Here is a 12,768-nt window from a genome sequence, read left to right on the forward strand (position 1 = left end):
TCATGACCGCCGCCAACACCCTGCCCCACGTCACCGCCAGCCTCAACGCCATCGCGCTGTGCTTCCTGGTGGCCGGCTTCATCCTGATCCGGGCCGGACGCCGCGACCTGCATCGCCGCGCCATGCTGGCGGCGGTGGCGACCTCGGGCCTGTTCCTGGTGGTCTACGTCGTCTACCACTTCGCCGCGCCGATCTTCGTGTTTCGCGGCACCGGCGCCATCCGGCCGGTCTATTACGCCTTGCTGATCAGCCACGTCATCCTGGCCGCCCTGGTCACGCCCATGATCGTCCTGACCCTGGTGCGGGCGCTGAAAGGCCGTATCGCCCCTCATAAGGGAATAGCGCGATGGACATTGCCGATCTGGCTGTATGTGTCGGTCACCGGCATCATCGTATATGTCATGCTCTATCGTATCGACTGGACCTGAGCCGATGGACTTGACCATAGTAAAGTTCTCCGCCCCCACGGACGGTGTAGTCTGACTGTCTTTTAAGCCAGGGACTGGCTGGAACCGGAGGCGGATGTGACGTTCAGGCAATTCATCGAGCTGCTGAAGCCGCGTATCGCGCTGATGATCGCGCTGACCGCCGTCACCGGCTATGTCGCCGTCGCCGACAAGGTCGACACCCTGGCGCTGCTGCTGCTGACGCTGGCCATGGTGCTGGGCTCGGCCGCCTCGGCGGTCTTCAACCATGTCTGGGACCGCGACATCGACCGGCTGATGCGCCGCACCGCCAAGCGGCCCATGGCCACCGGAGCCGGCACGCCGGCGGTCGGCTTCGCCCTGGCCGCCGTGCTGATGATCGCCGGCATGACGGTGGCGCATCTGGTCTTCAACTGGGTGGTGGCGCTGCACCTGTTCCTCGGCGGCTTCGTCTACGTGGCGGTCTACACCGTATGGCTGAAGCGCCGCCACTGGACCAACATCATCATCGGCGGCGCCGCCGGCAGCTTCGCCATCCTGGCCGGCGCGGCGGCGGTCAATCAGACCGATTGGATGCTGCCCATGGTGCTGGCGCTGGTGCTGTTCCTGTGGACGCCCAGCCATTTCTGGGCGCTGGCCATCCTGCTGAAGGACGATTACCGCGACGCCGGCGTGCCCATGCTGCCGGTGGTGGTGGGCGAACAGCAGACCGCCTACTGGATTCTCGCCAATTCGGTGGCGCTGGTGGGGTCGTCGCTGCTGCCCTGGACCATGGGGCTGCTGGGGCCGGTCTACGGCGTCACCGCCGTGGTGACCGGCATCGGCCTGCTGGCCTTCAACCTCAAGCTGGTCCTGACTCCGACCCGCTATTGGGCGGGCTGGAACTTCGCCGCGTCCATGCCCTATCTGCTGCTGCTGTTCATCGGGGTGTTCTTCGACAAGCATTGGTGACCCGCGCAAACCAATACTTGCGGGATATCGGACGTTTCCGTAGGCTGGTGCCCTCCAGTATGGACAGGATGTGGGCATGGCGGCTGACAAGGACGATCTGGGCAGATCCAGCGATGTCTACGTGGCGTTCGCCTTCGCCGCCGCCGACGTCCTGGTCGAGACCGCGCCCGACGGCACCACCGCCTTCGCCGTCGGCGCCGCCATGGCGCTGCTGGGGCGCGGCGCCCGGTCGCTGATCGGCCAGCCACTGAAAAAGATCATCCATCCCGGCGACCAGGACCTGCTGGGCCAGTCCCTGCTCCAGATGGGCCGGGGCGAGCGGGTCCGCAACGTCATGATCCGGGTCCTGCTGCCCGACGGCCGCGCCGCCCCCGTCGCCCTGTCCGGTTACCGCCACCCCGGCAACAAGGAACGGCTGCTGGTGGCGTTCAGCCATCCCGGCGGCCTGCCGCCGCTGATCGAGAAGCGGTCCGAGTCCGGCCTGCTGGACAAGCACACCTTCCAGGCCATGGCGGCCCAGCTGCTGGAAACCGCCGCGCCGGACGACCCCTATCAGCTGACCTTGGTCGAGCTGCCCGACATCCCCCACTTCCAGAGCGAGGCCGGCGCGGCGACCCAGGCGGCCCTGGCCAGCGAACTGGGCAACCGGCTGAAATCGCTGTCGGTGGGCGGCGACGCGGTCGGACAACTGGACGACGGCAAGTTCGGCGTCCTGCATGCGGCGTCGGTCTCGGCCGAAAAGATCAGCCAGTCGGTGACCCAGGCCGCCCATACGGTGATGCCGGACGCGCCGCCCATCGAGGCCAAGCTGGCCACCCTGGTGCTGGACGTCGCCGACATTCCGCCGGAGGAGGCCGCCCGCGCCCTGACCTATACCCTGAACCGCTTCGCCAAGGATTCCGCCAATGGCGGCGACCTCGCCTCGCTGATGAAGGACCTCCAGCCGCGGTTGTCGGCCACCGTCAAGCAGATGAACGACGTCCGCCAGACGGTGATGACCGGCGACTTCAACCTGATGTACCAGCCCATCGTCGATCTGTGGACCAACGTGGTCCACCACTTCGAATGCCTGGTCCGCTTCAAGGGCAACGACAACAAGTCACCCTACGAGACCGTGGCCTTCGCCGAGGACGTGGGCATGGCCGGCATGCTGGACATGGCCCTGCTGGAACGCGCCATCGGCACCATGCGTTCCAGCATCGCCAACACCGAATCGCTGCGCTTCGCCGTCAACCTGTCGGGCCGCACCCTGTCGGACCCGGCGGTGGTGAAGAAGCTTCAGGCCATCCTCGCCACCACCAAGGATCTCAGGAAGCGGCTGGTGTTCGAGATGACGGAATCCGCCGACATCAGCGACCTGTCGGCGGTCAATGACGTCATCCAGAGCATCCGCAAGCAGGGACACGAGGTCTGCCTGGACGATTTCGGCGCCGGCCACGCCGCCTTCCACTATCTGCGGGCCTTGAAGGTGGACAACGTCAAGATCGACGGCAGCTACATCAAGGACGCCATGCGCAACAACGAGAACGTCTCGTTCATCAAGGCGATCGTCCAGCTGTGCACCGAACTCGGCGTCACCACCACCGCCGAGTATGTCGAGGACGCCGAGACCGCCAACCTGCTGAAACTGCTCAAGGTCCGCTTCGGCCAGGGCTGGTATTTCGGAAAGCCGGCCCACCCGGCCACCAACGACATCGTCACCGCCTGGAAGACCAATACCCTGGAATGGCGCAAGGGACTCTTGTACTTCAAGGGGTAGGCGGCTATCCATAATCCATGAGCACCTCACAGACCCTGAAGGGCGACATTCCGGTCGGTGACTGGATCGACCGCCTGATGCCGGCCGCCATCAGGCCCTATTTGCGGCTGATGCGGCTCGACCGCCCCATCGGCACCTGGCTGCTGCTGTTTCCCTGCTGGTGGAGCGCCGCCCTGGCCGCCGACGGGCTGCCCGATCCCTGGCTGCTGGTCCTGTTCGCCGTCGGGGCCGTGGTGATGCGCGGCGCCGGCTGCACCTTCAACGACTGGGCCGACCGCGATTTCGACGGCCGCGTCGCCCGCACCGCCTCGCGCCCCATCCCCTCGGGGGCGGTCAGCGCCAACCAGGCGCTGCTGTTCCTGGCCTTGCTGCTGCTGCTGGGGCTGGCGATCCTGATGCAGTTGAACCCGTTCGCGGTGTCGGTGGGCATGGCGTCGCTGCTGCTGGTGTTCCCCTATCCGTTCATGAAGCGCATCACCTACTGGCCGCAGGCCTGGCTGGGTCTGACCTTCAACTGGGGCGCCCTGCTGGGCTGGGCGGCGGTAAGGGGCCAGATCGATCTGCCCGCCCTGCTGCTTTACGCCGCCGGACCATTCTGGACGCTGGGTTACGACACCATCTACGCCCATCAGGACAAGGAGGATGACGCCCTGATCGGCGTGAAGTCCACCGCCCTGGCGCTGGGCGACGCCACGCCGAAATGGCTGTGGCTGTTCTATGGCGCGACCCTGACCCTGATGGGCGCCGCCGGCTGGACCGCCGGCCTGGGCTGGGCCTTCTGGCCGGGCCTCGCCCTGGCCGGCGGCCATCTGGTCTGGCAGATCCTGCGGGTCGACATTCACGATTCCGCCGATTGCCTGGCCAAGTTCAAGTCCAACCGCCATTTCGGCTGGCTGTTGCTGGCCGCCATCGTCGCCGGAAGGCTGAGCGCGTGAGCCCGGTTTCCGAGACCCTGGAGGCCGCCCGCGCCTTCATCCTGGCCAATACCGAGATCGCCAGCCCGCCGGCCTGCCCCGAGATCAGGCTGTGGACCGCCACCGAGGTGACGCCGCTGTGGGAGGCCACCGAGGCCGCCCTGCTGCGGGTCAACCTGCCGCCGCCCTATTGGGCGTTCTGCTGGGCCGGCGGCCAGGCGTTGACCCGCTGGGTTCTGGATCATCCCGACCTGGTGCGGGGCAAGCGGGTGCTGGACTTCGCCGCCGGTTCCGGCGTCACCGCCATGGCCGCCGGCCTGTGCGGCGCCACCCGCGTCGAAGCCGCCGAGATCGACGCCATGGCCTGCCACGCCATCGCGCTGAACGCCGAACTGAACGGCGTCTCGGTCGATGTCCTGAAGGACGACGTGGTCGGCAGCCCCTGCCGCTGGGACGTGGTGGTGGCCGGCGACGTCTGCTACGAAGCGCCGATGACCGCCCATATCTGGCCGTGGCTGAGACAATTGGCGGCGGACGGCGCCACCGTGGTGATGGCCGATCCGGGCCGCGCCTACCTGCCCAGGACCGGCCTGCTGCGGGTCGGCTCCTACACCGTCCAGACCAGCCTGGACCTGGAGGACCGGACCCAGCGCGAGGTCACGGTCTTCCAGATCGTCGGATAGGCCGGCAAGGACGCCGGCGCCCCGCCGTTCCCCTACCGCTTCAGCGGCTTGTACTTGATGCGATGCGGCTGGTCGGCCTCGGCGCCCAGGCGGCGCTTGCGGTCGGCTTCGTAATCCTGGTAGTTGCCCTCGAACCACACCACCTGGGAATCGCCCTCGAAAGCCAGGATATGGGTGGCGATGCGGTCGAGGAAGAAGCGGTCGTGGCTGATGACCACGGCGCAGCCGGGAAATTCGGACAGCGCGTCTTCCAGCGCCGACAGGGTTTCCACGTCCAGGTCGTTGGTGGGTTCGTCCAGCAGGATGACGTTGGCGGGACGGCTCAGCATCTTGGCGAGGTGGACGCGGTTGCGCTCGCCGCCCGACAGGACGCCGACCTTCTTCTGCTGGTCGGCGCCCTTGAAGTTGAACAGGCCGGCATAGGCGCGGGAATTGATCTTGCGCCGCCCCAGGTCGATTTCCTCCTGGCCGTCCGAGATTTCCTGGAACACGGTCTTGTCGGGGTCCAGCGAATCGCGGCTCTGGTCCACATAGCCCAGCACCACGGTCTCGCCGACGGTGAAGCTGCCGGAGGTCGGCGTCTCCTGGCCGGTGATCATGCGGAACAAGGTGGTCTTGCCGGCGCCGTTGGGGCCGATGATTCCGACGATGCCGCCCGGCGGCAGGCGGAAGTTCAGGTTTTCGTACAGCAGGTTGTCGCCGAACGCCTTGGAGACGTTCTCGGCCTCGATCACCTTGCCGCCCAGGCGGGGACCGGGAGGAATGCTGATGACGGCGGGGCCGGTGGCCTTTTCCTGCGACTTGTTCACCAGATCCTCGAAAGCGGAAATGCGGGCCTTGCTCTTGGTCTGGCGGGCCTTAGGCGAGGACCGCACCCATTCCAGCTCGTCCTTGATGGCGCGCTGGCGGGCGGTCTCCTCCCGCTCTTCCTGTTCCAGGCGCTTGCCCTTCTGCTCCAGCCAGCTGGTGTAATTGCCCTCGTAGGGAATGCCGTGACCGCGCTCCAGCTCCAGAATCCAGCCGGTGACGTTGTCCAGGAAGTAGCGGTCGTGGGTGACCATCACCACGGTTCCGGAATAATCCTCCAGGAAGCGTTCCAGCCAGGCCACCGATTCGGCGTCGAGATGGTTGGTGGGCTCGTCCAGCAGCAGCATGTCGGGATGCGACAGCAGCAGGCGGCACAGGGCGACCCGGCGCCTTTCGCCGCCCGACAGGGTAGAGACGTCGGCGTCGCCGGGCGGGCAGCGCAGCGCGTCCATGGCGATTTCCAGGGTGCGGGTCAGGTCCCAGGCGTTGAGATGGTCGATCTTTTCCTGTAATTCGCCCTGCTCGGCGATCAGGTCGTTCATCTCGTCGTCGGTCAGCTCCTCGGCGAAGCGGGCCGACACCTCCTCGAAGCGGTCGAGCAGCGCCTTGGTCTCGGCCACCGCCTCCATGACGTTGCCCATGACGTCCTTGGCGGGGTTCAGATGGGGTTCCTGCGGGAGATAGCCGATCTTGACCCCCTCGGCCGCCCAGGCCTCGCCGCCGTATTCGGTATCGAGGCCGGCCATGATCTTGAGCAGGGTCGACTTGCCCGCGCCGTTGACGCCCAGCACGCCGATCTTGGCGCCCGGCAGAAAGCTGAGATACAGCCCCTTCATGATTTCCTTGCCGCCCGGATAGGCCTTGGTCAGGTTCTTCATGACGTAGACGTACTGGTACGAGGCCATGGGGGCTTCTCCGGTCAGGGCAACACGATGCTGCGACCTAGTAGACGCAAGGGTCGCCGAGGTCAAGGAAAGGGTGCGTCAGCGCCGGATGATCAAATGCGGCACCAGCGGCAATTCCGCCAGCAGTTCCTCGGCCAGCAGCCGCGACCACGAGGCGCCGCCGTCCAGCGATGCCGACAGGGCGGCGTCGCAACGCATCTGCCAGTCGTCCAGGGGAAACAGCGCCACCCATTCCACGGCATCGTCGAAGCGCAGCAACGGCCCGTAGGTGTCGCGCGCCATTCGCCACGGCGTGCCGGTGTCGATGCAGCGGCCGCTGTTCTGCAACAGGCAGCGCGGCCCCTCCGGCCCGACCGCCAGGGCGGCGTGACGGGCGTGGCCGGCTTCACCGCAGATGGAATCGACGAAGCGGCGGAAGACGTCCTCGGATTCGGGGGCGTCCAGGGTGCAATGATAGGGTTCGGCCTTGGCCACGGGGCTCTCCTTAACTGCGCCGGCCATCCTCGGCCAGCTCCCGATTGCCGGAGATGATGGCCAAACGCCGTCCGGCGAAGCGCTGATCCAGGCGGACGGCCCCCACCATGGCGGTGAACAGGGCCAGCCACACCACCCGGTTCTGATAACGGTCGTGGGGATTGGACAGCGCCCCGCAGACGAAAGCGTTGCCCAGGATGGCGGCGGCCACCAGCAGCGCCAGCCCGGTGGTGGTGCGGTCGCGACGGCGCCACGCCAGCAGCAGCAGCAGCAGTGTCACGACCTCGGCCGCCTGGTTGATGGGAATCTGAAAGTCGTTGATCGGCGCGAAATCGATCGCCGGACGGCGCTGCTGGCGGGCGAAGCGGAATTGCTTGAACTCGTCGGGATAGCGCCGCAGCTGGGTCTTGACGAAGTGCCAGGTCATCGGCACCAGATCCTCGCCGCTTTCGATGGCGCCCAGCTGCTCGACGAAATTGACGCCCGCCGCCCGCAGGACCAGCATCGGAAACCGCCGCATGGCGTCCTTGACGATGAAGCCGGACTCGTCATGCAGCTCGCTCCAGCCGCCCATCTCGCTGAACGGGCTGTCGCCCCACAGGAACTCGTCGGCGGTACGCGGCAGATCGTCCTTGTACTCGCACATCCGCAGCGGGGCGCCGGCCGGGCAGACCTCGTCCAGATAGGCCTTGGCGACGCCGTTCTGCACGAACAGCGCCAGTTGCAGCACCTGGCCGGATTCGCTGAACACGAAACGGCCCATGATCAGGTAATGGGTAACGGGAACCAGCAGGATGCCGCCGACCAGGGCGGCCGAGGCCGCCACCATGCGCGGACGCGGCATCCGCCGCAGCCAGCGCGACAGCCCCCACATCGCCACCAGCACCAGCAGCAGGCCGGCCGCCACCGCCACATGCGACATGTGGACGCAGATGGACACCGCCGAGATCACCGCCAGCGCCGCCCGGCGCCAGCGTTGCAGCCCCTCGCCGAACGCCAGGGCGGCGATGCCCAGCACGGCGGTGCCGGCGAACACGTCGGCCAGCAGCTGCGACGCCACCCAGGGCAGGCCGGTGAACAGCGCCAGGGCGAGTCCGACCCCCAGGAACACCATGTGGCGCCAACGGCCGATGAACCCCATCACCGCCTCGTGCAACACCCAGGTCACCAAGACGGCGTGCAACAGCGGAATCACCCACAGGGTGTCAAAGGCCCGCGCCACCGTCATCATCACGCCATAGGTCATGATGCGCCAGACGATGGGCTGGAACGTGAAGGCCATCTCCACGTAATCCTCGCTGTCGAAATAGATCAGCGGGTAGCCGTTCCACAGGGCCGGCGCCATCATCAGCGCCACCACCAGCACGAAGGTCAGGGCATGCCATGCCAGCTTCCTGCCGGTAAGCGGCACGCGGGGCATGCGGGTCAGCCCCTCTTCCAGCTGGTGCCGCCGGCGCCGTCCTCCAGCGCCACGCCCTGTTCCAGCAGGGCGGCGCGGATACGGTCGGCCTCGGCGAAGTTCCGCGCCTTGCGGGCCTCGGCGCGGGCGGCGATCATCGCCTCGATCTCGGCATCCGCCAGCCCGCCGGCCGGGGCCGCCTTGAACCACGCCTCGGGGTCCTGGAACAGCACGCCCAGCAGGTGGCCCGACGCCAGCAGCGCCCCCTTGTGCCGCGCCTTGTCCTCCAGGCCGGCGGCCTTGTTCAGCGCGGTGGCCAGTTCATGCAGATGGCTGATGGCCAGCGGCGTGTTGATGTCGTCCTCCAGCGCCGCCAGGACGTCGATCGGAACCTGATGATAGCCGTTGGAATCGATTCCGGCGACGCCGCGAAGGGCGGTATAGAGGCGGTCGAGAGTCGCCTTGGCCTGCCTCAGCCCGTCGGCGGTCCAGTCAAACGGCTGGTGGTAATGGGTCGACAGCATGGCGAGGCGGATGGCCTCGCCCCCCTGCTTCTCGTCGGCCGCCTGATCCAGAAGATCGCGCACGGTGAAGAAGTTGCCCAGGCTCTTGGACATCTTCTCGCCCTCGACCATCAGCCAGCCATTGTGCAGCCAGACGCGGGCGAAGGGGGCGCCGTTGGCGCAGGTGCTCTGCGCGATCTCGTTCTCGTGGTGGGGGAACACCAGATCCTGGCCGCCGCCGTGAATGTCGAAGGTCTGGCCGAGATGCTGAAGGCTCATGGCCGAGCACTCGATGTGCCAGCCGGGCCGGCCGCGTCCCCATGGGCTGTCCCAGCCGGGCAGGTCGTCGGTGGACGGCTTCCACAGCACGAAATCGCCGGCATCCCTCTTGTAGGGCGCCACCTCGACGCGGGCGCCGGCGATCATCTCATCCTGGGACCGCCTGGACAGGCGGCCGTAATCGGACATGGAGGCGACGGCGAACAGGACGTGGCCCTCGGCCGCGTAGGCGTGGCCCTTGGCGATCAGCGTCTCGATCATGGCGATCATCTGGGCGACATGGGCGGTGGCGCGGGGTTCGACATCGGGGGGCAAGCAGTTCAGCGCCGCCATATCCTCGTGGAACATGCGGGTGGTGCGCTCGGTGATGGCGGCGATGGGCTCGCCCGAATCCTTGGCCCGCTGGTTGATCTTGTCGTCCACGTCGGTGATGTTGCGGACATAGCGCACCGACGGATACAGCGTCCTCAGCAGCCGGTACAGAACGTCGAACACGATGACGGGACGGGCGTTGCCGATATGGGCGCGGTCATAGACGGTGGGGCCGCAGACATACATGCCCACATGGCCGGGAACCAGGGGCTCGAACGCCTCCTTGGCGCGAGTCAGCGTGTTGTAGAGAACCAGCGGCACGACTTCAATCTCCCCTCGGTCAGGCCCGTTGTCCGGACAGCCTCGCCTCGGCCCGGACCCGCCCGATCAGAGGTAACAGAGTCTTGAGTTCCGGTCCATTCTCGCGGCCGGTCAGCGCCAGGCGCAACGGATGGAACAGCGCCTTGCCCTTGCGGCCGGTGGCCTGTCCGACCGCCCCGGTCCAGGCGGGCCAGGTTCCGGCATCCCACGGTTCGGGTGGCAGCAGGGCGGCGGCGGCCATGGTGAAGCCGGCATCCTCGATCACCGGGGCCAGTTCGGCGCGGCAGATGGCCCACCACTGGGCGGCGTCGGACAATTGGGTCAGATTGGCGCGGATGGCCAGCCAGAACGCCTCGTCAGCCTCGGGCAGGTCGAGACGGTCCCTGACCTCGTCGAAGCCGGCGGTGTGCAGCAGCCGGGCGTCGAGGCGCTCCAGCTCGGCCGGATCGAATTTGGGCGTGCCACGGGCGAACTTGTCCCAGGCGAAGCCGGCGGCCAGTTCGTCCAGCGAATGGCTGACGACGATGGCATCCGAGGTCCCCAGCCGGGCCAGCAGCGAGCACAGCGCCATGGGTTCGACGCCACGTTCCCGCAATTCGCCCAGCGACCCCGAACCCAGCCGCTTGGACAGGCCCTCGCCGCCGGCCCCGGTCAGCAGCGGCAGATGGGCGAAGGCGGGGGGCGTTCCGCCCAGCGCCTGGAACAGCTGAATCTGCGGCGCGGTGTTGGTGACGTGATCCTCGCCGCGCACCACATGGGTGACGCCGAAATCGATGTCGTCAACCACGCTGGGCAAGGTGTAGAGAAAGGTGCCGTCGCCCCGGATCAGCACCGGGTCGGACAGGTTGGCGCCGTGGTAATGACTGGCGCCCCGCACGCAATCGTCCCAGCGGACCTCCTCGTGCTCCAGCTTGAAGCGCCAGTGCGGCCGGCGGCCCTCGACCTCGTATTTGAGCCGGTCATCACGGGAAAGAGCCAGGGCCGAGCGGTCGTAGACCGGCGGCCGGCCGCGCGCCATCTGGAGCTTGCGCTTGAAGTCCAGTTCCTCGGCGGTTTCCCAGCAGGGATAGAGCCGGCCGGAGGCCTTCAGCGCCTCGGCGACGGCGGCGTAGCGCTCCAGCCGACTCGACTGGGTTTCCAGCCGGTCCCAGGCCAGGCCCAGCCAGCGCAGGTCCCGCTGGATGGCCTCGGCGAATTCCGGCTTCGAGCGTTCCCGGTCGGTGTCGTCAAGCCTGAGGATGAAGCGTCCGCCGCTGGCCCTGACGAACAGCCAGTTGATCAGGGCGATGCGGGCATTGCCTACGTGCAAGAGGCCGGTCGGGCTGGGGGCGAAGCGGAGAGTGACGGTCATATCAGCCGGGTGAATGCGTTGGTGATGGGATAGCGACGTTCGCGCCCGAAGGCCCTGGACGACACCTTGACGCCGGGCGGGGCCTGACGGCGCTTATATTCGGCGCGGTCCAGCATGCGCCAGACCCGGCGCACCATGTCCTCGTCGAAGCCGTGGGCGCAGGTCTCGGGCACGCTCATCTCGCCCTCGATCAGGCAGTCCAGGATGGCGTCCAGCACATCGTAGGGCGGCAGCGAATCCTGGTCGGTCTGATTGGGCTTCAGTTCGGCCGAGGGCGGCTTGGCGATCACCCGCTCGGGCATGACCGCCCCCCCGGGGCCGAGGCAGCCGGGCGGGCGGGTGTGGTTGCGCCACGAGGACAGGGCGAACACCGTGGTCTTGTAGACGTCCTTCAGCACGGCATAGCCACCGCACATGTCACCGTACAAGGTGGCGTAGCCGCAGCTCATCTCGCTCTTGTTGCCGGTGGACAGCACCATGGGGCCGAACTTGTTGGAGATGCCCATCAGGGTGAGGCCGCGGGCGCGGGACTGAAGGTTCTCCTCGGTGATGTCGGCCTCGCGTCCGGCGAAGACCGGGGCCAGCATGGACCCGAACACCGCCATGGCCGGCTCGATGGAGATGGTGTCCAGCCGGGTTCCCAGCATTCCGGCGACCAGGGCGGCATCCTCCAGGCTGTCGGCCGAGGTGTAGGGCGACGGCATCATGACGCACCACACCTTGTCGGGGCCAAGGGCGTCGACGGCGATGGCGGCGCACAGCGCACTGTCGATGCCGCCCGACAGACCCAGCACCACGCCGGGAAAGCCGTTCTTGACCACATAGTCGCGCAGGCCGGTGACCAGCGCCCGATAGACGTTCTCCAGCCGGGATACCGGCGCGGCCAGGGCGCCTTCGCAGCACCAGCCGTCGGGCTCGCGGCTCCAGCGGGTGATCTCCACCGCATCGGTCCAGGGCGCGACGCCGGCCGCCGGCCGTCCCTGCCCGTCCAGCACGAAGGACGAGCCGTCGAACACCAGTTCGTCCTGGCCGCCCACCTGGTTGACGTAAACCAGCGGCAGGCCGGTCTCGGCGATTCGGGCGCGGGCATGCTCCAGGCGGAGGTTCGGCTTGTCCATCTCGAAGGGCGAACCGTTCAGCACCACCAGGATCTCGGCGCCGCTTTCCCCCAGGGTCTCGGCGACGTCGGGATACCACATGTCCTCGCACACCATGACGCCGAGACGGATTCCCCGAAACGCCACCGGTCCCGGCGCGGGGCCGGCGACGAAGACGCGGGCTTCGTCGAACACACCGTAATTGGGCAGGTTGTGCTTCAGCCGGGTGGCGGCGACGCGGCCGTGATCCAGCAGCAGGGCGGCGTTGTGCAGCTTGCCCGCCACCCGCCACGGCGCCCCCACCAGCATGGCCGGTCCCTCGGCGGTCTCCTCGGCCAGATCGTGGACGGCGGCTTCGCAGGACTCGAGAAAGGCGCCCTTCAACACCAGATCCTCGGGCGGATAGCCGCAGACGCACAATTCGCCGAACACCACCAGATCGGCGCCCGCCGCCGCCGCCCGGGCGCGGGCGTCGCGGATCAGGCGGATATTGCCGGCGACGTCGCCGACGACGGGGTTGATCTGGGCCAGCGCGATGGTGAGGGTGTCGGACATGGGGGCAAGCCGCAAGGTGAAGGATGCGCGTAG

The 12,768-nt window shown here is 67.5% G+C and carries 11 protein-coding genes; 5 read left to right on the forward strand and 6 right to left on the reverse strand.

The annotated features are described in order from the left end of the window. Positions 1–2: 2 nt before the first annotated feature. The 5 genes from MTBSS4_RS12440 (at position 3) to MTBSS4_RS12460 (ending at position 4,732) form a co-directional block, all read left to right on the forward strand. On the forward strand, positions 3–428 hold the full coding sequence (locus MTBSS4_RS12440; protein ID WP_173983724.1) for a DUF420 domain-containing protein: 426 nt from the start codon (positions 3–5) through the stop codon (positions 426–428). A 96-nt stretch (positions 429–524) separates the two neighbouring features. After that, entirely contained in the window at positions 525–1,376 is an 852-nt protein-coding gene (cyoE, locus tag MTBSS4_RS12445; RefSeq protein ID WP_173983725.1) for a heme o synthase, read from the forward strand. A 76-nt stretch (positions 1,377–1,452) separates the two neighbouring features. Then, positions 1,453–3,135: an EAL domain-containing protein gene (locus tag MTBSS4_RS12450; RefSeq protein ID WP_173983726.1), complete on the forward strand. Its 1,683-nt coding sequence runs from the start codon at positions 1,453–1,455 to the stop codon at positions 3,133–3,135. Positions 3,136–3,152: 17 nt separating this feature from the next. After that, a complete protein-coding gene (ubiA, locus tag MTBSS4_RS12455) occupies positions 3,153–4,070 on the forward strand; it encodes a 4-hydroxybenzoate octaprenyltransferase (RefSeq protein WP_173983727.1) in 918 nt (305 codons plus the stop codon). Beyond that, positions 4,067–4,732: a methyltransferase gene (locus MTBSS4_RS12460; protein WP_173983728.1), complete on the forward strand. Its 666-nt coding sequence runs from the start codon at positions 4,067–4,069 to the stop codon at positions 4,730–4,732. The genes ubiA and MTBSS4_RS12460 overlap by 4 nt, the downstream gene beginning before the upstream one ends. Positions 4,733–4,764: 32 nt before the next feature. Here the strand turns inward: MTBSS4_RS12460 and ettA are convergent, their stop codons facing one another. From ettA to MTBSS4_RS12490, 6 genes are all read right to left on the reverse strand, one after another. After that, on the reverse strand, positions 4,765–6,444 hold the full coding sequence (gene ettA, locus MTBSS4_RS12465) for an energy-dependent translational throttle protein EttA (RefSeq protein ID WP_173983729.1): 1,680 nt from the start codon (positions 6,442–6,444) through the stop codon (positions 4,765–4,767). Positions 6,445–6,522: 78 nt separating this feature from the next. Continuing rightward, positions 6,523–6,918 carry a hypothetical protein gene (locus MTBSS4_RS12470; protein ID WP_173983730.1) on the reverse strand — a complete coding sequence of 132 codons (396 nt, stop codon included), beginning with the start codon at positions 6,916–6,918 and terminating at the stop codon, positions 6,523–6,525. Between the two features lie 10 nt (positions 6,919–6,928). After that, positions 6,929–8,338 carry a hypothetical protein gene (locus MTBSS4_RS12475; RefSeq protein ID WP_173983731.1) on the reverse strand — a complete coding sequence of 470 codons (1,410 nt, stop codon included), beginning with the start codon at positions 8,336–8,338 and terminating at the stop codon, positions 6,929–6,931. Between the two features lie 5 nt (positions 8,339–8,343). Then, positions 8,344–9,732 carry a cysteine--tRNA ligase gene (cysS, locus tag MTBSS4_RS12480; protein ID WP_173983732.1) on the reverse strand — a complete coding sequence of 463 codons (1,389 nt, stop codon included), beginning with the start codon at positions 9,730–9,732 and terminating at the stop codon, positions 8,344–8,346. A gap of 19 nt (positions 9,733–9,751) precedes the next feature. After that, positions 9,752–11,083: a glutamate--tRNA ligase gene (gene gltX, locus MTBSS4_RS12485; RefSeq protein ID WP_173983733.1), complete on the reverse strand. Its 1,332-nt coding sequence runs from the start codon at positions 11,081–11,083 to the stop codon at positions 9,752–9,754. Further along, entirely contained in the window at positions 11,080–12,735 is a 1,656-nt protein-coding gene (locus MTBSS4_RS12490; RefSeq protein WP_173983734.1) for an NAD+ synthase, read from the reverse strand. Before MTBSS4_RS12490 ends, gltX begins: the two co-directional genes overlap by 4 nt. Between the last annotated feature and the right edge of the window lie 33 nt (positions 12,736–12,768).

Source organism: Magnetospirillum sp. SS-4 (genome assembly GCF_902729425.1).
Taxonomy (GTDB): Bacteria; Pseudomonadota; Alphaproteobacteria; order Rhodospirillales; family Magnetospirillaceae; genus Phaeospirillum.